This window comes from Streptomyces sp. NPDC025618, assembly GCF_055558795.1.
In genome coordinates this window covers 161806-180530 of sequence record NZ_JBVHLW010000010.1, presented here as the reverse complement: position 1 = coordinate 180530, position 18725 = coordinate 161806, and the positions used below count along the sequence as shown (strand labels likewise).

The following is an 18725-nucleotide window of genomic DNA, read 5'->3' as shown; positions in this document are numbered from 1 at the left end:
TTTCTTTTCAGCCCGTCCGGCGCTTGAGGACGCGCCCGCAGGGCGCTCCCGCCGCAGGCGGCAACGAAACCCGCAGCCGGGGGTCTGGGGCACGCCCCCACGCGGTGGAGCCGCACATCAGACGCAGCCGGGAAGGGGCGGGTAGGGGAAAAAGCCCGCCGCAGGCGCGGCGCCCCCCCCGCCCCTCCCTAAAGCGAAAGCCCCCGCAACCTCCCCGCATCCGCCAAGATGTCGATCATCCGCACCCTGCCGTCCACGATCGTGAAGCCCATGACCGCCATCGGGACACCGTTCACATCGGTCACGATGCCCATGGAGCCGTTCACAAGGGCCGGGCGGGCGAAGTGGGAGAGGCGCTGGAACATGAGGGCCTGGCCGGCGACGGCCGCCGCGCCGTGCACCTCCTGCGGGGCCCCCGCACCCGTGTCCGCGCGGAGGACGACGTCCGGGTGGAGCACGGCGACGAGCGCGTCGAAGTCGCCGCCGCGGGCGGCGGTGAGGAAGGCGTCCACGACCTGCCGCTGCCGGGTGAGGTCGCTGTCGGGGGCGGGTACGGACCCGCGCACGCGCCGCCGCGCCCGGCTGGCCAGCTGGCGGGCCGCCGCCGGGGTGCGGCCGACCATCGGGGCGATCTCGTCGAACGGCACGGCGAACATGTCGTGCAGCACGAACGCGAGCCGCTCCGCGGGCGCCAGCGTCTCCAGGACGACGAGCAGGGCGAGCCCGACCGAGTCGGCGAGCAGCGCCTGGTGCTCGGGGTCGATGCCGTCCGGGCTGTCGACGATCGGGTCGGGCACCCGCGCCTCCAGCGGCTCCTCGCCGCGCGACCTGCGGGAGCGCAGCATGTCCAGGCACACGCGGCCGACGACCGTGGTCAGCCAGCCGCCGAGGTTCTCGACGCTGTCGGCGTCCGAGCGGCTGAGCCGCAGCCATGCCTCCTGCACGGCGTCGTCGGCCTCGCTCAGTGAGCCGAGCATCCGGTAGGCCACCGCGCGAAGGTGGGTGCGGTGGGCCTCGAAACGCTCGGCCAGCAGCTCTTTCTCCGTCATCTGTCACATTCTCCCGTCGCGATCCGTCAGTGCGTTGACGGATGAAAGGCCGTCGGTGTGACAAGAGCAGCGAGACAACCAGGAGACGCGTCATGGAAGCACGGATGCAGAACCCCGCAGCGGTCATCCCCCAGGCCCTGCCCGCCATCCTCGGTGTGATGGAGGCGGCGAAGAAGGGCGGTGTGCCCGACGCGACGCTCGACCTCGTCCACCTCCGGATCAGCCAGATCAACGGCTGCGGCTACTGCGTCGACGGGGGAGTGAAGAACGCCAGGAAGGCCGGAGAGAGCGACGATCGGCTCGCCGCCGTGGCGGCCTGGCGGGACACCCCCTATTTCACCGACGCAGAGCGCGCCGCGCTGGCCCTCGCCGAGTGCGCGACCCGGCTCAGCGACCGCCCGGACCCGGTGCCGGACGACATCTGGGCCGAGGCCGCCCGGCACTACGACGAGCGGCAGCTCGCCGGCCTGACGCTGTGGATCGGCCTGACCAACCTCTTCAACCGCGTCAACGTCACCACGAAGCAGCCGGCCGGCGCGGGCTGGTGACGGGAGCGGACGGCGCGGCCACCCGATGGCGTGACCGCGCCGTCGGCCCCGGGCGAGCGGCCTACGAAGCGGCGGTGAAGACGAGTGACGCGTTGTGGCCGCCGAAGCCGAACGAGTTCGTCAGGGCCGCCCGCACCGTGCCCCGCCTCGGCGCGCCGGTGACCACGTCGAGCTTCACGGCCGGGTCCAGCGTGTCGAGGTTCTGCGTCGCGGGGATCACCCCCTCGCGGACGGCGAGGACCGAGGCGAGCGCGCCCATCGCCCCGGCGGCGCCGAAGAGGTGGCCGGTCATCGACTTGGTCGCGGTCACGGCCGGGTGTGTGCCGATGGCCTCGGTGACCGACTCCGCCTCGACCAGATCCCCCTGGGGCGTGGATGTCGCGTGCGCGTGCACGTGATCGATCTCCAGCGGCGACAGCCTGGCCGCGGCCAGGGCCATCCGCATGGCGCGCACCTGCCCCTCGGGGTGCGCGGCGGTGATGTGGTGGGCGTCCGAGGTCACCCCGGCCCCGGCGAGGCGGGCGTGCCGCCGGGCCGCGCGGGCGGCCGCGAATCCGGCGCGCTCCAGGACGAACACGACCGCTCCCTCGCCGATGACGAACCCGTCCCGGTCGACGTCGAAGGGCCGCGACGCCCGCCGCGGGTCGTCGTTGCGCGTCGAATGGGCCTTGGCCTGCGCGAACCCGGCCAGCGGCAGCGGGTGGACGCACGCCTCCGTACCGCCCGCGACCACCACGTCGGCCCGGCCAAGCCGGATCAGGTCCAGACCCATCGCGATCGCCTCGGCCCCGGACGCGCAGGCACTGACCGGGGTGTGCGCGCCGCCGCGCGCCCCCAGCTCGATGCTGACCCAGGCCGCCGGGCCGTTCGCCATCAGCATCGGGACGGTGTGCGGGGAGACCTTCCGCACCCCGGACGCCTCCAGGACATCGTCCTGGCCGAGCAGGGTGAGGGCGCCTCCCGTGCCCGTACCGATCACCACGGCCAGGCGCTCCGGATCGACGTCCGGCGTGCCCGCGTCCGCCCACGCCTCGCGCGCCGCGACGAGCGCGATCTGCTCGCAGCGGTCCATGCGGCGGGCCTGCACGCGATCCAGGACCTCGGCCGGCTCGACCGCGAGCCTGCCCGCGATCCGCACCGGCAGGGCGGCCGCCCACTCCTCCTCGATGGCGCTGATCCCCGACCGCCCGGCCAGCAGCCCGGACCACGTCGAGGGGACGTCCCCGCCCAGCGGTGTCGTGGCCCCGAGGCCGGTGACCACCACGTCCATGTTCTCGGCACTCATGACGCAACCCCCATTTGTCGTAGAGATACAACTCCTCGCACGCGGAGATCGCGGGAGGAGATCGACTCGTCAGCCACTCTGCCAAGGGGAACGTGAGCTGCCCGGTGCGGTGATCCACGGAGTCCCGGGCGCCGGTTTTGTAGATTCCGGCTATTCACGGGGCGGGTCAGGGATGGCCCCACCCTTCTCGCGACCCCGTACTCGTCATACCGGGGAGCTACGCCGAAGTGGGCTCCGTGGTGGGACGCCGACCACGGGGGCCGGTCCATAACTTCCGTGCCGGATGCACGACCGGCATCCGGTACGGAAGGAAGCCCCCGCCATGACGCCCCGCCCGCCCCGCAGCCGACTGCGCCGCACCCTCCTCGCCGCGCTCGTCGCCGCCTCGGTGGCGTTGCCCGTCTCGGGCATGGCCCGTCCCGCGGCCGTACCGGCACCGGCCCCCGCCGCCCTCGCCCCGCTGCGGACCGCGGCGCCGGACGCGCTCGCCGAGCGGTACGCCGCCGCCCGCAGCGGCGTCCAGGCCGCCGAACAGGCGGCCGACAGCCACGGCGACCGCAGGCGGGCCGCCGCGCTACGCGCCATGGCGGACCCGGCGCGCCACTTCCTCTCTTTCGACGGCCGCGACGGCGGCCGCACCGTCGAGGTCTTCGGCGACCTCTCCCGGGCCGACCGCGTCGCCGTCCTCGTACCGGGCTCGGACACCGGCCTCGACACGTACGAGCGCTTCCGCGCCGGCGCCACGGCGCTCCGGCAGCAGCTGGGCGACCGGGCCGCCGTGGTGGCCTGGCTCGGCTACAGGACGCCGGGAACGATCAGCACGGACGTGCTGACCTCGGGGCGGGCCGAGAGCGCCGCGACCGGGCTGCGCGCCTTCGTGCGGCAGCTCGGCGCGCTCAAGCCCGCCGCCCGGACCTCCCTGGTGTGCCACTCCTACGGCTCCGTGGTCTGCGGGCGGGCCGCCCCCGGCCTGGACGTCGACGGCATCGTCCTCTACGGCAGCCCCGGTACCGGTGCCGACGACGTCGCCGCGCTGCGCACCCGGGCCGCCGTCTGGGCGGGCCGGGGCGCCGGTGACTGGATCGCCGACGTGCCGCACGTCCGGCTCGACCTGCCCTTCGCCACGGTCGGTTTCGGTACGGACCCGGTCTCCCCGGAGTTCGGCGCCCGGGTCTTCGACGCGGGCGACGGCGGCCACAGCGACTACCTCAAGCCCGGTTCCACCGCCCTGAAGAACATCGCCCGGATCGTCTCCGGAGAGCTCCCTTCCGAGGTGGGCCGTCATGCGTGACCTCGTCCGGCGGATCGACGCCGCCACCCCGCCCTCGCGCGACCGCGCCGTCGACGCCCTGCGTGCCTTCGCCATCCTCGGCGTCGTGCTCGGCCACTGGCTGGTGACCGCCCTGGTGGCCGACAGCGGTACGGTGCGCGCCGCCAGCCCGCTCGCGTTCATGCCCGGCCTGGCGCCGGTCTCCTGGGCGGCCCAGACCCTCGCGGTGTTCTTCCTCGTGGCCGGCCGGGTGGGGGCGAGCAGTCACGCCTCGGCCGTGGCCAGGGGAGAGACATACGAGCAGTGGCTCCGCGCCCGGCTGGCCCGGCTCTTCCGGCCGGTCGTCCCCCTGCTGGTGGTGTGGGCCGCGGCGACGGGCGGGATGCTCGCCGCCGGGGTCGGCCCGGACACCGTGCGCACGCTGGTGCTGTCGCCGCTGTGGTTCCTGCTGGTCCTCGCCGTGCTGACGGCGGCGACCCCGCCGGCCGCGAGGCTGCACCCGCTGTGGCCGCTCGCCGTCGTGCTGCTCGTCGACATCGTCCGGTTCGGCCTGGGCGGGCCCGCCCAGCTCGGCTGGATCAATGTGGCGGCGGGCTGGCTGGTCCCGTACTGCCTGGGCGCGGCCTGGGCGCGCGGCCGCGCCGGAGGCCGGGCGACCGGCTGGGCGCTGCTGCTCGGCGGCGGCGCCACCACGGCCCTGCTCGTGCTGTTCGCGGGCTACCCGGCGGCCATGGTCGGGGTCCCCGGCGCCGCGATATCCAACCTCAGCCCGCCCACCCTCGCGGCCGTCACCTTCGGCCTCGCCCAGAGCGGCGCGGCCCTGCTGCTCCTCGGCCCACTGCGCCGGGCCCTCGCCCGGCCCGCCGCCTGGGCCGCCGTGGCGCTGTTGAACCTCTCCGCGATGACGATCTTCCTCTGGCACCAGACGGCGATGATGGCGGTCTCCGCGACGGGCCTGCTCACGGGCGACGCCCTGCCCGGCCTGCACACCCTCCCCGACGGCCCGGGCTGGATACTCGCCCGCCTGCTGTGGCTGCCGGTGTTCGGGGCGGCGCTGTTGATCTGCTGGGCGGCGTTCCGTACGTACGAACAGGGGCGCGGGGCCCCTCCGGCCGGGGGCGGCACCTCCGCCGCCCGGATCGCGCCGACAGGCGGCCTCACCTCCCGCCGCACGCCCGGCTAGCGGAGACAGGCTGAAGCGCCTGGCCACGGGGTGGCGGTCGCGCCGCACACGCTCCGCGAGAACCCGCGCCCGACGCCCGGCGCGGCGGGTCACCGGCAGGCGCGGCCGGTGGGTTGCCGGCAGGCGCGGCCGGTTCCGGTGCCGTACCACCGCTGCGCGGCGGTGTCCTCAACAGCCCGTGCGGGTGTGCCGTTCTGCCCCGTTCCGGGCAACAATTCAGCCCGTCCGGCGTTTGAGGACACGCCCGAAGGGCGTCCCCGCGGCAGACGGCCCGCAGGGAGCCGCGCGGCCGCGTAAAAGGAAACCGCCCCGGCCGGCGCGAGGCCGACCAGGGCGGTCCGGAAGCGGCTCAGGGCCGGATCAGCCGAGAATCGCGAGCGCCGCGTTGAACGTGGCACTCGGCCGCATGACGGCCGCCGCCTTCTCCACCGAAGGCTGGTAGTAGCCGCCGATGTCGGCCGGCTTGCCCTGCACCGCGACGAGCTCGTCGACGATCGTGCTCTCCTGCTCGGTCAGCGACTTGGCCAGGGCCGTGAACGCCTCCGCGAGCTGCGCGTCGTCGGTCTGCTTGGCCAGCTCCTGCGCCCAGTACAGCGCCAGGTAGAAGTGGCTGCCGCGGTTGTCGATGCCACCCAGGCGTCGGCTCGGCGACTTGTCCTCCTCGAGGAAGGTCGCGGTCGCGCGGTCCAGGGTGTCGGCGAGCACCTGGGCGCGCGCGTTGCCCGTGGTCTGGGCGAGGTGCTCGAAGCTGGCCGCCAGCGCGAAGAACTCGCCCAGGCTGTCCCAGCGGAGGTAGTTCTCCTTGACGAGCTGCTGGACGTGCTTGGGCGCGGAGCCGCCGGCACCGGTCTCGAACAGGCCGCCGCCGTTCATCAGCGGGACGATCGAGAGCATCTTCGCGCTCGTGCCCAGCTCGAGGATCGGGAAGAGGTCCGTGAGGTAGTCACGCAGCACGTTGCCGGTGACCGAGATCGTGTCCTCGCCCCGGCGGATGCGCTCCAGGGAGAACTTGGTCGCCTCGACCGGCGACATGATCTCGATCCGCAGGCCCTCGGTGTCGTGCTCGGCGAGGTAGGTGCGGACCTTCTCGATGAGCTTCGCGTCGTGCGCGCGGTTCTCGTCGAGCCAGAAGACGGCCGGGGCGCCGGTCGCGCGGGCGCGGGTGACGGCGAGCTTGACCCAGTCCTGGATCGGGGCGTCCTTGGCCTGGCACATGCGGAAGATGTCGCCCTCGGCGACCGGCTGCTCCAGCACGACGTTGCCCGCGCCGTCGACGACCCGCACCGTGCCCGGGGCGGCGATCTCGAAGGTCTTGTCGTGGCTGCCGTACTCCTCGGCCTTCTGCGCCATCAGACCGACGTTGGGCACCGAGCCCATGGTCGACGGGTCGAAGGCGCCGTTGGCGCGGCAGTCCTCGATGACGGCCTGGTAGACACCGGAGTAGCTGCTGTCCGGGAGGACGGCGAGGGTGTCGGCCTCCTGGCCGTCCGGGCCCCACATGTGGCCGGAGGTGCGGATCATCGCCGGCATGGAGGCGTCGACGATGACGTCGCTCGGGACGTGCAGGTTGGTGATGCCCTTGTCGGAGTCGACCATCGCCAGGGCCGGGCCCTCGGCGAGCTCGGCGTCGAAGGACGCCTTGATCGCGTCGCCCTCGGGCAGCGCGTCCAGGCCCTTGAGGATGCCGCCGAGGCCGTCGTTCGGGCTCAGACCGGCGGCGGCCAGCGTCTCGCCGTACGCCGCGAACGTCTTCGGGAAGAAGGCGCGCACCACGTGGCCGAAGACGATCGGGTCGGAGACCTTCATCATCGTGGCCTTCAGGTGCACGGAGAACAGCACACCCTCGGCCTTGGCGCGGGCGATCTGCGCGGTGAGGAAGGTGCGCAGCGCGGCCGCGCGCATCACCGACGCGTCCACGACCTCGCCCGCGAGGACGGGGACGGACTCGCGCAGCACGGTGGTGCTGCCGTCCTCGCCCGCCAGCTCGATGCGCAGCGAGCCGTCCGCCTGGACGACCGCGGACTTCTCGGTGGAGCGGAAGTCGTCGGCGCCCATGGTCGCGACGTTGGTCTTGGAGTCGGCCGTCCACGCGCCCATGCGGTGCGGGTGCGTCTTGGCGTAGTTCTTGACCGAGGCGGGGGCGCGGCGGTCGGAGTTGCCCTCACGCAGCACGGGGTTGACGGCGCTGCCCTTGACCTTGTCGTAGCGGGCGCGGATGTCGCGCTCCTCGTCGGTCTTCGGGTCGTCCGGGTAGTCCGGCAGCGCGTAGCCCTGCTGCTGGAGCTCGGCGACGGCCGCCTTCAGCTGCGGGATCGAGGCCGAGATGTTCGGCAGCTTGATGATGTTCGCGCCGGGCGTCTTGGCCAGCTCGCCGAGCTCGGCGAGGGCGTCCTCGATCCGCTGGCCCTCTTCGAGGTACTCGGGGAAACCGGCGATGATCCGCCCGGCCAGGGAGATGTCACGGGTCTCCACAGTGACACCGGCCGTCGAGGCGTACGCCTGGACCACGGGCAGGAACGAGTACGTCGCCAGGGCCGGGGCCTCGTCGGTGTGCGTATAGATGATGGTCGAGTCAGTCACCGGGTGCTCCGCTCCACGTCCGTCTGTAACATTGCTCGACATCAAGATATCTCGTGACCGGCCCCCTCTCGACAGGGGTCCGCCTCCGGGCGGGCCGGGCCGTCAGAGGCTGCGCGGCCGGGTGGTGACGAGCTGGACGGACTGGAGCAGTCCGACGGCCAGGCAGACGGCGAACATCGAGGAGCCTCCGTAGGAGACCAGCGGCAGGGGGATGCCCGCGACGGGCATGATCCCCAGGGTCATGCCGATGTTCTCGAAGGACTGGAAGGCCAGCCAGCAGACGATGCCCACGCACAGCAGCGTGGCGTACATGTCCTCGGTGCGGCGGGCGATGGCCATGGCGCGCCAGAGGACGACGCCGAGCAGGGCGATCACGGCGCCCGCGCCGAGGAAGCCGAGTTCCTCGCCGGCGACGGTGAAGATGAAGTCGGTCTGCTGCTCGGGGACGAAGCCGCCGTTGGTCTGGTCGCCGTGGAAGAGGCCCTGTCCGAGCAGGCCGCCGGCGCCGATGGCGATCCGGGCCTGCTGGGTGTTGTAGCCGACGCCGGAGGGGTCCAGGTGCGGGTCGGCGAAGGCCGCGAAGCGGTTGAGCTGGTAGGCGCTGAGCAGGTGCAGGGTGATGACGGCGGTGGCCGCCGCCGCGGCCAGCGCGCCGAGGACGCCGAGGATGCGGCCCGGCACGCCGGAGGCGTAGAGCAGGCCCACGGTGATGGCGACCAGCACCAGGCTGGTGCCCAGCTCGTGGCTGGCCATGATGACGGCCGCCGGGACGGCGACCAGGCCGAGGGAGGCCGCGACCTGCCGGGTGCGGGGGGCCTCGCCGCAGTGGGCCTCGCGCGCCTCGGTCAGCAGCGCCGCGAGCATCACCACCACGGCCGGTTTGACGAACTCCGACGGCTGGAGCGAGAAGCCGCCGCCCAGCACGATCCAGGAGTGCGCGCCGTTGACCGTGCTGGCCAGCGGGGTCAGCACGGTGAAGAGGAACAGCACGGCCGCGCCGTAGAGGACGGGGGCGTAGCCGCGTGACCTGCGGTAGTCGACGGCGGTGACCGCGGCGCACAGCAGCAGGCCGAGGGCCAGGTTGAGCAGGTGCCGTTCGAGGTAGAGGGCGGGGTCGGCGCCCAGGGCCTCCTGGCGGTAGCGGGTGGCCGACCAGGCCAGCAGCGCCCCGGTCGAGCCCAGGGCCACGACGGCGCCGAGCAGGATCCAGTCCAGGCGCCACAGCGGCGACAGGTGGCCCCACAGGCGCATCCGGCGGCTGTGGTTCACGGGGCGGGCGGCGAGCGAGATGTTCACGGTCACGGCCCTCGGCTCGGAGAAGGGACATGGAGAACGGGCATGTCGAACGGCCCGTGACCGGGCCGTGGAGCGTCAGCACCCTACAGTTACGCGCTTGCGCAAATGGCGAGATGTCGAGGGCTTTCACGCGGCCGTGGTCGGGGCCGACAACATCATGACGGTCGCGCGGCCCGTCCGGGTGGATATCCGTGGTGGTGGGAACCGGCGTCGCCGTCCGTCCCGTGCGGCGGGCGGGGGTGGCGGTCGGGGGTGCGCTCGATCGCCAGGAGGGCGGTGTCGTCGCCGGGCCGGCCGCCGGTGTGCGCGAGCAGGTCGCGGTGGATGTGGCGCAGCAGCGCCTCCGGGCCGGCGGCGGGGAAGGAGGCGAGCCGCTCGGCGAGGGGGTAGAAGTCCCCGGCCGGTGAGCGGGCCTCGATGACCCCGTCGGTGTAGAGCAGGAGCGTGTCGCCGGGCGCGAAGAGGAACGGGTCGGCGTGGTGGGCCGGGTCGGGCAGCCCGCACATGCCCAGCGGGGGTGTGGGGCTGCCGGAGTGCAGGGCCGTCACCTCGTGGCCGTGGAGCAGCAGGGGCGGCGGGTGGCCGCAGCTGATCATCTCGGCCTCGGGGCCGTCGTCCGGGATGTCGAGCACGAGGGCGGTGACGAAGTGCTCACCCGGGTCGTGCGCGGTGTCGGCCACCTCCTCCAGATCCCGGCAGACGCTCTCCTCCAGGGCGCTGACGAGCTCGGGCAGCGTGGCGTAGCGGTGGGCGCCCTCGCGGAACGCGCCCAGCACCACGGACGCCTCGCCGATGGCGGCCAGGCCCTTGCCCCGTACGTCGCCGATGAGCACGCGGGTCGCGGGGTGGGTGGCGCGGGCGACGGCGAAGAGGTCGCCACCGATGCGGGTCTCGTCCTCGGCGGCCAGATAGAGCCAGGCCACCCGCAGCGGCCCGATCCGGCGCGGCGGCGGCCGCAGCAGGGCGAGCTGCGCCGTCTCGGCCACCGACCGCATCCGGCTCAGCTCCCGCCCGCGCCGTTCCCGCAGGGCGCAGACGAACACCCCCACGGCGGAGAGCACGGTCAGGGCGATGATCTGCGACACGTGGTTGGTCGTGGTCAGCCCGCCGTGGAAGGCGGCGATGAAGACCTGGGCGGCGACGGCCAGTGCCCCGATCAGGGCGGTCAGCCGCGGCCCGGCGAAGGAGGCGGTGAGGGCGGGCGCGATGACCAGCAGCGGGCCCAGGTGGACGTCCGTCGGGGAGTGGAGGTCCACCACGGTGATCGCCACGATCAGCACGAGGGGGATCGCCACCAGTCCGCGGCCCGACGGCTGCGCCAGGAGGCGGTCCACCGACATACGCCGGACGCCCACGTGCCCATTTTGCGCCTGTTCGGCGGCTTGCGCTCACCTCCTCGTGAGCTCCCGCCCGCCCCCGGGAGACCATTGCATAAAACTTCAAGACTTCGTATAGTCATGCCATCGACCAGGAGGGGCCCGATGGCAATCCGTGCGGCAGTGGCAGGAGCGAGTGGGTACGCGGGCGGCGAGGTGCTGCGCCTGCTGCTCGCGCACCCCGAGGTGCGCGTCGGCGCCCTCACCGCGCACTCCAGCGCCGGACAGCGGCTCGGCGCGGTGCAGCCGCACCTGCTGCCGCTCGCCGGGCGCGTGCTGGAGGAGACCTCCGCCGAGGCGCTCGCCGGGCACGACGTCGTCTTCCTCGCGCTGCCCCACGGCCAGTCCGCCGCCGTCGCCGCCGAGCTCGGTGACGAGGTGCTGGTCGTCGACTGCGGCGCGGACTTCCGGCTGAAGGACGCGGGGCAGTGGGAGCGGTTCTACGGCTCGTCGCACGCCGGCACCTGGCCCTACGGCCTGCCCGAGCTGCCCGGCGCGCGGGAGGCCCTGCGCGGCAGCAGGCGAATAGCGGTGCCCGGCTGCTATCCGACGGCCGTCTCCCTCGCGCTCTACCCCGCCTACGCCGCCGGGCTCGCCGAGCCCGAGGCCGTGATCGTCGCCGCCTCCGGCACCTCCGGCGCGGGCAAGGCCGCCAAGCCGCACCTGCTCGGCAGCGAGGTCATGGGCGCCATGAGCCCGTACGGCGTCGGCGGCGGCCACCGGCACACCCCGGAGATGATCCAGAACCTCACCGCGGCCGCGGGCGAGCCCGTCACCGTCTCCTTCACCCCCACCCTCGCGCCCATGCCCCGCGGCATCCTCGCCACGTGCAGCGCCAAGGCCCGGCCCGGCGTCACGGCGGAGAGCATGCGGGCCGCGTACGAGAAGGCGTTCCGCGACGAGCCGTTCGCCCACCTCCTCCCCCAGGGGCAGTGGCCCTCCACCGCCGCGGTCCTCGGCTCCAACGCCGCGCTCCTCCAGGTCGCCCACGACCCGGCGGCCGGCCGGATCGTCGTCGTCTGCGCCATCGACAACCTCACCAAGGGCACCGCCGGCGGCGCGGTGCAGAGCATGAACATCGCCCTCGGGCTCCCCGAGGAGCTGGGGCTCCCCGCCACGGGAGTGGCGCCATGAGGCCGCGGCACCCGGCCCGGTCGGGGGCGGCCCACATCCGCCGCGCTCTGGCCGTCCTGCTCACCAAAGCGGCGCCCTGCGAACGGGCGGCCGGCACCGCCGAGAACGTCACCAGCAGCCGCCCCCACGGCGGCACGGAGAAGGAGAAGACAGCGTGAGCGTGACCGCAGCACAGGGGTTCACGGCGGCGGGCATCGCCGCCGGGATCAAGGAGAGCGGCGGCGCCGACCTCGCCCTCGTCGTCAACACCGGGCCCCGCCTGGCCGCTGCCGGAGTCTTCACCTCCAACCGCGTCAAGGCCGCCCCGGTCCTGTGGTCCGAGCAGGTGCTCAAGGGCGGGCGGGTCCGTGCGGTCGTCCTCAACTCCGGCGGCGCCAACGCCTGCACCGGCCCGCAGGGCTTCCAGGACACCCACGCCACCGCCGAGAAGGCCGCCGAGGTGCTGGGCACCGACGCCGCCGCGATCGCCGTGGCCTCCACCGGCCTCATCGGCGTCCGGCTGCCCATGGACAAGCTGCTCCCCGGCATCGGCAAGGCCGCCGCCGAGCTCTCCCCGCACGGCGGTGAGAAGGCCGCCATCGCCATCAAGACCACCGACACCGTGCACAAGACGGCCGTGGCCGAGGGCGGGGGAGGATGGACCGTCGGAGGCATGGCCAAGGGCGCGGGCATGCTCGCCCCGGGGCTCGCGACGATGCTGGTCGTCCTCACCACCGACGCCGACGTGGACGCCGCCGGCCTCGACCGGGCGCTGCGCGCCGCGACCCGCACCACCTTCGACCGGGTCGACTCCGACGGCTGCATGTCCACCAACGACACCGTGCTGCTGCTCGCCTCGGGTGCCTCCGGCGTCGTCCCCGCCCACGACGACTTCGCCGAGGCCGTGCGGACCGTCTGCGACGACCTCGCCCGCCAGCTCATCGGCGACGCCGAGGGCGCCTCGAAGGACATCCGCATCGAGGTCGTCGGCGCCGCCACCGAGGCCGACGCCGTCGAGGTCGGCCGCACCATCGCCCGCAACAACCTCCTCAAGTGCGCCCTCCACGGCGAGGACCCCAACTGGGGCCGGGTGCTCTCCGCCATCGGCACCACCGCCGCCGCCTTCGACCCGGACCGGCTGAACGTCGCGATCAACGGCGTCTGGGTCTGCAAGAACGGCTCCGTGGGCGAGGACCGCGACCTCGTCGACATGCGCTACCGCGAGATCCGGATCACCGCCGACCTGTCCGCCGGCCAGGAGAGCGCGGTCATCTGGACCAACGACCTCACCGCCGACTACGTCCACGAGAACAGCGCGTACTCCTCATGAACCCTCCCGCCACGCCCGCCGCCACGAGCACCCGCAAGCACACCGCCCTGCCCAAGGCCCGCACCCTCATCGAGGCGCTGCCCTGGCTGACGCGGCATCACGGCAAGACCGTCGTCATCAAGTTCGGCGGCAACGCCATGGTCGACGAGGAGCTGAAGTCGGCCTTCGCGCAGGACGTCGCCTTCCTGCGTCACGCGGGCCTGCGCCCCGTCGTCGTGCACGGCGGCGGCCCGCAGATCAGCGCCCAGCTCGACCGGATGGGCCTCACCTCGGAGTTCAAGGCGGGCCTGCGGGTCACCACGCCCGAGGCGATGGACGTCGTACGGATGGTGCTCGCCGGACAGGTCCAGCGCGAACTGGTCGGCCTGCTCAACCGGCACGGTCCGCTCGCCGTCGGCATGACCGGCGAGGACGCCCACACCATGACCGCCACCAAGCACTACGCCGAGATCGACGGCGAGCGCGTGGACCTCGGCCGGGTCGGCGAGATCACCGGCGTCGACACCGGAGCCGTCCAGGCCCTGCTCGACGACGGCCGGATCCCGGTCATCTCCTCCATCGCCCGCAGCGCCGACGCCGCGGACGCGGAGGGCCACGTCTTCAACGTCAACGCCGACACCGCCGCCGCGGCCCTCGCCGCCGCGCTCGGCGCCGAGACGCTGATGGTCCTCACCGACGTCGAGGGCCTCTACGAGGACTGGCCCCACAGCGACGAGGTCATCAGCCGGCTCACCGCGAGCGAGCTGGAGCGGCTGCTGCCCGAGCTGACCAGCGGCATGGTCCCCAAGATGGAGGGCTGCCTGCACGCCGTGCGCAACGGCGTCACCACCGCCCGCGTCATAGACGGACGGGTCCAGCACTCCATCCTGCTGGAGATCTTCACCGACGAGGGCATCGGCACCATGGTCGTACCCGACGAGCCCCAGGAGAGGGAAGCATGAGCAACGCCGAGCTCACCCGGCGCTGGCAGGGCGCCCTGATGGACAACTACGGCACCCCCCGCGTCCCGCTCGTGCGCGGCGCGGGCAGCACCGTCTGGGACGCCGACGGCCGGGCCTACCTCGACCTCGTCGGCGGGATCGCCGTCAACGCCCTCGGCCACGCCCACCCGGCCGTCGTGCGCGCGGTGTCCGAGCAGATCGCCACCCTCGGCCACGTCTCCAACCTCTTCACCGCCGAGCCCACCGTCGCCCTCGCCGAGCGTCTGCTCGGCCTCGCCGGCCGCCCCGGCCGCGTCTACTTCGCCAACTCCGGCGCGGAGGCCGTCGAGGCCGCGTTCAAGATCGGACGGCGTACGGGCCGTACGCACACGGTCGCGGCCGCGGGCGGCTTCCACGGCCGCACCATGGGCGCCCTCGCCCTCACCGGCCAGCCCGCCAAGCAGGAGCCGTTCCTGCCGCTGCCGGGGGACGTCACGCATGTGCCGTACGGGGACACCGAGGCGCTCCGGGCCGCGGTCACCACCGACACCGCGCTCGTGGTGCTGGAGCCGGTCCAGGGCGAGAACGGCGTCGTCGTACCGCCCCGGGGCTATCTGGCCGCCGCCCGCGAGATCACCCGGGCCACCGGGACGCTCCTCGTGCTGGACGAGATCCAGACAGGTATCGGCCGCACCGGGCACTGGTTCGAGCACCAGGCGCAGGGCGTCGAGCCCGATGTGGTCACCCTCGCCAAGGGGCTCGGCGGCGGCCTGCCGATCGGCGCGACCCTGGCCTTCGGCCCGGCCGCCGACCTGCTGACACCCGGTCAGCACGGCTCGACCTTCGGCGGCAACCCCGTCGCCTGCGCCGCCGCCCTGGCCGTCCTGGACACCCTTCAGACCGAAGGAGTGCTGGACCGGGTGAAGCGCACGGGGGAGCGGCTGCGTGACGGGATCGCTGCGTTCGCGCACCCCCTCGTCGACCACGTCCGTGGCTCCGGCCTGCTGCTGGGTATTGTCCTTTCCGAGCCCCTCGCACCGAAGGTGCAGCAAGCGGCACAGGACACCGGGCTCCTGGTGAACGCGATCGCACCCGACGTGGTGCGGCTGGCCCCACCGCTGATCATCACCGAAGATGAGGTGGAAACGTTCCTCCGGGCCCTGCCCGGGGTCCTGGACACCGCCGCCGGCGGCGGTGCCTGACACGGGGCGACACGTGCGACCGGCCGACGGGGGCCAAGGGAACGACGAATGCGGAGACTGACGAGACGATGACCGAGGCCCAGCAAGCCGAGCCGTTCCACGGCGGACAGGCCGTACCGCAGACCCGCACCGCCCGCCACCGGCGGATCGTGGACATCCTGGGCAGGCAGCCGGTGCGGTCGCAGAGCCAGCTCGCGAAGCTGCTCGCCGACGACGGACTGTCCGTCACCCAGGCGACCCTCTCCCGGGATCTCGACGAGCTGGGCGCCGTGAAGATCCGCAACACCGGCGGCGAGCTGATCTACGCGGTCCCCTCCGAGGGCGGCGACCGCACCCCCCGCGCCCCGCTGGGGGAGTCCGCGACGGAGGCCCGCATGGGCCGCCTGGCGGGCGAGCTGCTGATCTCGGCGGAGGCGTCCGCCAACCTCGTCGTGCTGCGCACCCCGCCCGGCGCCGCGCAGTTCTTCGCCTCGGCCATCGACCAGGCCGGCGTCCACGAGATCATCGGCACCATCGCGGGCGACGACACGGTCATGCTCATCAGCCGGGACCCCAAGGGCGGCCAGGCCCTGGCGGACCACCTGTTGAGGCTGGCGCAGAAGGAACGCTGACGCGAGCGCTGACGTGAAGGAGCGCGGGCCGGTCCGCCGGCCCGCGCTCCTTCGTGTCCGGCCGGGGAAATCTTGCCGGCGTCCGGCGTAACGGCGTGCTGCCGCAGGGAAGCTGATGGTGGGGCACCCATCAGCCTGACAGGAGGAGCCATGCTCGCCTTGCGCGCGCGCACGCTGTTCGACGGGGCCGGGCCGGAGCTCGTGGAGCGGCCGCTGGTGCTGGTGGAGGGCGGGCGGGTCGTCGACGTCCGCGCGGGCGGCCGGGCGCCCGCCGGCGCCGAGCTGATCGACCTCGGCGCGGCCACGCTGCTGCCCGGCTTCGTGGACACCCACGTCCACCTGGCCTTCGACGCGAGCGACGACGTGGTGGGGCGGCTGCGGAGCGCCGACGACGAGGAACTGCTGGCGCGCATGCGGGCGGCGGGCCGGGCCGCGCTGGCGGCCAGCGTGACGACCGTACGGGACCTCGGTGACCGCGGCTACCTCGCGCTGCGGCTCCGCGACGAGACCGCGAAGGACCCCGCCGCCGGGCCACGGGTGCTGGCCTCGGGCCCGCCGGTCACCACGCCCGGCGGGCACTGCTGGTTCCTCGGCGGCGAGGCCGCCGGCGTGGAGGGGATGTGCGCGGCGGTGCGCGAGCGCGCGGAGCGCGGCGTCGACGTGGTGAAGGTGATGGTGACCGGCGGCGACCTGACCCCCGGCTCCGACCCCTGCCGCGCGCAGTACGGCCACGCCGAGCTGCGCGCGGCCGTACGGGAGGCGCACCGGCACGAGCTGCCGATCACCGCGCACGCCCACGCGGCGTCCGGCATCGCCGACGCGGTGGCCGCCGGGTTCGACTCGGTCGAGCGCTGTTTCCTCGTCACCGAGGACGGCGGGGAGCACGACCGCCGGGTGATCGACGAGATGGCCCGCGCGGGCGTCGCCGCCTCCCTCACCCTGGGCGCACTGCCTGGCGGCCCGCCGCCGGAGCCGGTCGCCCGGCGGCTGCCCGGCCTGGCCGCGGGGCTGGCGGAGATGCGGCAGGCAGGCGTGATCATGGCCTGCGGCAGCGACTCCGGGATCTCCCCGGCCAAGGCCCACGGCGGCTACCCCTACAGCGTCACCGCGATGGCCGACCTCGGCTTCACCCCGCTGGAAGCGCTGCGCGCGGCGACCTCGACGGCGGCCCGCGTGTGCGGAGTGGCCTGCCACAAGGGCTGCATAGCCCCCGGCTACGACGCGGATCTCGTCGCGGTGACCGGCGACCCGCTCGCCGACATCACGGCCGTGCACGCGGTGACGGCGGTCTTCCGCGGGGGCGTGCGGGTGGTGTGAGGGGGCGGGAGGAGAAGGCGGGCAGGCAACGACGAAGGGCTCCGGAAGCGGGATCTCTCCCGGCTCCGAAGCCCTTCGTCACGTGTCGGGACGGCGGGATTTGAACCCACGACCCCTTGACCCCCAGTCAAGTGCGCTACCAAGCTGCGCCACGTCCCGGTGCCCGCTTCCCTCCGGTGTGTTCCCGGTGGGGCGTGCAAGAAGAAAATAGCCTGTTTGCCGCCGTGATCCAAATCCGGGTCCGGCCGTTCTCGACACCTTGCCCACCGGCTATTGACGAAACATACGGAGCAGTGCATAGTTATACCCATCACCGCATGCACCGTAAGGAGAAACCCGTGACCGAGCGCGTCGTACTCGCCTACTCCGGCGGCCTGGACACCTCCGTCGCCATCGGCTGGATCGCCGAGGTGACGGGCGCCGAGGTCATCGCCGTTGCCGTGGACGTCGGCCAGGGCGGCGAGGACCTGGACGTCATCCGCAAGCGCGCGCTCGCCTGCGGTGCGGTGGAGGCGGAGGTCGCCGACGCCAAGGACGAGTTCGCCGAGGAGTACTGCCTCCCGGCGATCAAGGCCAACGCCCTCTACATGGACCGCTATCCGCTGGTCTCCGCGCTCTCCCGGCCGACGATCGTCAAGCACCTCGTCGCCGCCGCCAAGAAGCACGGCGCGAGCACCGTCGCCCACGGCTGCACCGGCAAGGGCAACGACCAGGTGCGGTTCGAGGCGGGCATCTCCTCCCTCGCGCCGGAGCTCACCTGCATCGCCCCCGTCCGGGACTACGCCATGACCCGGGACAAGGCCATCGCCTTCTGCGAGGCGAAGCAGCTCCCGATCGCGACCACCAAGAAGTCGCCGTACTCCATCGACCAGAACGTCTTCGGGCGGGCCGTGGAGACCGGCTTCCTGGAGGACATCTGGAACGCCCCGATCGAGGACGTCTACGACTACACCGCGAACCCGGCCACCCCCCGGGAGGCCGACGAGGTGATCATCACCTTCGAACAGGGCGTCCCGGTCGCCATCGACGGCAAGCCCGTCACCGTGCTCCAGGCCATCCAGCAGCTCAACGAGCGGGCCGGTGCCCACGGCGTCGGCCGGCTCGACATGGTCGAGGACCGGCTGGTGGGCATCAAGTCCCGGGAGATCTACGAGGCGCCCGGCGCGATCGCGCTGATCACCGCCCACCAGGAGCTGGAGGCCGTCACCGTCGAGCGCGAGCTGGCCCGCTACAAGCGGCAGGTCGAGCAGCGGTGGAGCGAGCTGGTCTACGACGGCCTGTGGTTCTCCCCCCTCAAGCGGGCGCTGGACGGCTTCATCGCCGAGGCCAACGAGCACGTCACCGGCGACATCCGGATGACGCTGCACGGCGGCCGGGCCGTCGTCACCGGCCGGAAGTCCGAGAAGTCGCTCTACGACTTCAACCTCGCCACCTACGACACCGGCGACACCTTCGACCAGTCGCTCTCCAAGGGCTTCATCGAGATCTTCGGCCTCTCGTCGAAGATCGCCGCCAAGCGTGACCTGGTCTGAGCCCAGCGGTTGAGCCCTTGCACGGAGCCGGGGCCCCGCCGCGGGGGGGGGGGGGGGGGGGGAACAACCCCCCCCTCCGAGAAAAAAAAAAAAAAAAAAAAAAAAAAAGGGAA

16 protein-coding genes and 1 tRNA gene are annotated in these 18725 nt (G+C 73.1%); 11 read left to right on the top strand and 6 right to left on the bottom strand.

The window, feature by feature from the left end:
- Positions 1-188: 188 nt before the first annotated feature.
- Positions 189-1049, bottom strand: a complete 861-nt coding sequence (locus ACZ4A5_RS12875) for a sigma-70 family RNA polymerase sigma factor (protein WP_467581977.1) — start codon at positions 1047-1049, stop codon at positions 189-191.
- Between the two features lie 92 nt (positions 1050-1141).
- Here ACZ4A5_RS12875 and ACZ4A5_RS12870 point away from each other — a divergent pair, with 92 nt between their 5' ends.
- Positions 1142-1597 carry a carboxymuconolactone decarboxylase family protein gene (locus ACZ4A5_RS12870; RefSeq protein WP_467581975.1) on the top strand — a complete coding sequence of 152 codons (456 nt, stop codon included), beginning with the start codon at positions 1142-1144 and terminating at the stop codon, positions 1595-1597.
- A 61-nt stretch (positions 1598-1658) separates the two neighbouring features.
- Here ACZ4A5_RS12870 and ACZ4A5_RS12865 read toward each other — a convergent pair whose 3' ends face one another.
- Entirely contained in the window at positions 1659-2882 is a 1224-nt protein-coding gene (locus ACZ4A5_RS12865; protein ID WP_467581973.1) for a beta-ketoacyl-[acyl-carrier-protein] synthase family protein, read from the bottom strand.
- 322 nt (positions 2883-3204) lie between these two features.
- Between ACZ4A5_RS12865 and ACZ4A5_RS12860 the strand changes: the two genes are divergently transcribed.
- Entirely contained in the window at positions 3205-4173 is a 969-nt protein-coding gene (locus ACZ4A5_RS12860) for an alpha/beta hydrolase (protein WP_467581971.1), read from the top strand.
- On the top strand, positions 4166-5335 hold the full coding sequence (locus ACZ4A5_RS12855; RefSeq protein ID WP_467581969.1) for an acyltransferase family protein: 1170 nt from the start codon (positions 4166-4168) through the stop codon (positions 5333-5335). Before ACZ4A5_RS12860 ends, ACZ4A5_RS12855 begins: the two co-directional genes overlap by 8 nt.
- A gap of 360 nt (positions 5336-5695) precedes the next feature.
- Here the strand turns inward: ACZ4A5_RS12855 and ACZ4A5_RS12850 are convergent, their stop codons facing one another.
- The 3 genes from ACZ4A5_RS12850 to ACZ4A5_RS12840 form a co-directional block, all read right to left on the bottom strand.
- Positions 5696-7915, bottom strand: coding sequence for an NADP-dependent isocitrate dehydrogenase (locus tag ACZ4A5_RS12850; protein ID WP_467581967.1), 2220 nt, complete (start codon positions 7913-7915; stop codon positions 5696-5698).
- A gap of 102 nt (positions 7916-8017) precedes the next feature.
- On the bottom strand, positions 8018-9166 hold the full coding sequence (gene rodA, locus ACZ4A5_RS12845) for a rod shape-determining protein RodA (protein ID WP_467581993.1): 1149 nt from the start codon (positions 9164-9166) through the stop codon (positions 8018-8020).
- A 200-nt stretch (positions 9167-9366) separates the two neighbouring features.
- A complete protein-coding gene (locus tag ACZ4A5_RS12840) occupies positions 9367-10551 on the bottom strand; it encodes a PP2C family protein-serine/threonine phosphatase (protein WP_467581991.1) in 1185 nt (394 codons plus the stop codon).
- Positions 10552-10692: 141 nt separating this feature from the next.
- On the opposite strand from ACZ4A5_RS12840, the gene argC reads away from it, so the two are divergent.
- The 7 genes from argC (at position 10693) to ACZ4A5_RS12805 (ending at position 17080) form a co-directional block, all read left to right on the top strand.
- Entirely contained in the window at positions 10693-11721 is a 1029-nt protein-coding gene (gene argC / locus ACZ4A5_RS12835; protein ID WP_467581965.1) for an N-acetyl-gamma-glutamyl-phosphate reductase, read from the top strand.
- Positions 11718-11879 (top strand): hypothetical protein, encoded by a 162-nt coding sequence (locus ACZ4A5_RS12830; protein WP_467581964.1) that lies wholly within the window; start codon positions 11718-11720, stop codon positions 11877-11879. The genes argC and ACZ4A5_RS12830 overlap by 4 nt, the downstream gene beginning before the upstream one ends.
- On the top strand, positions 11876-13030 hold the full coding sequence (gene argJ / locus ACZ4A5_RS12825; RefSeq protein ID WP_467581962.1) for a bifunctional glutamate N-acetyltransferase/amino-acid acetyltransferase ArgJ: 1155 nt from the start codon (positions 11876-11878) through the stop codon (positions 13028-13030). The genes ACZ4A5_RS12830 and argJ overlap by 4 nt, the downstream gene beginning before the upstream one ends.
- Positions 13027-13971 carry an acetylglutamate kinase gene (argB, locus tag ACZ4A5_RS12820; RefSeq protein WP_467581960.1) on the top strand — a complete coding sequence of 315 codons (945 nt, stop codon included), beginning with the start codon at positions 13027-13029 and terminating at the stop codon, positions 13969-13971. Before argJ ends, argB begins: the two co-directional genes overlap by 4 nt.
- Positions 13968-15152, top strand: a complete 1185-nt coding sequence (locus ACZ4A5_RS12815) for an acetylornithine transaminase (RefSeq protein WP_467581959.1) — start codon at positions 13968-13970, stop codon at positions 15150-15152. The genes argB and ACZ4A5_RS12815 overlap by 4 nt, the downstream gene beginning before the upstream one ends.
- 68 nt (positions 15153-15220) lie before the next feature.
- Complete coding sequence (locus ACZ4A5_RS12810; protein WP_398872934.1) at positions 15221-15763, top strand: arginine repressor; 543 nt, start codon at positions 15221-15223, stop codon at positions 15761-15763.
- A gap of 150 nt (positions 15764-15913) precedes the next feature.
- Positions 15914-17080, top strand: coding sequence for an amidohydrolase family protein (locus ACZ4A5_RS12805; protein WP_467581957.1), 1167 nt, complete (start codon positions 15914-15916; stop codon positions 17078-17080).
- An 85-nt stretch (positions 17081-17165) separates the two neighbouring features.
- Here the strand turns inward: ACZ4A5_RS12805 and ACZ4A5_RS12800 are convergent.
- Positions 17166-17239: transfer RNA gene (locus tag ACZ4A5_RS12800), tRNA-Pro, on the bottom strand.
- Positions 17240-17418: 179 nt separating this feature from the next.
- Between ACZ4A5_RS12800 and ACZ4A5_RS12795 the strand changes: the two genes are divergently transcribed.
- Entirely contained in the window at positions 17419-18612 is a 1194-nt protein-coding gene (locus ACZ4A5_RS12795) for an argininosuccinate synthase (RefSeq protein ID WP_467581956.1), read from the top strand.
- Positions 18613-18725: the final 113 nt, after the last annotated feature.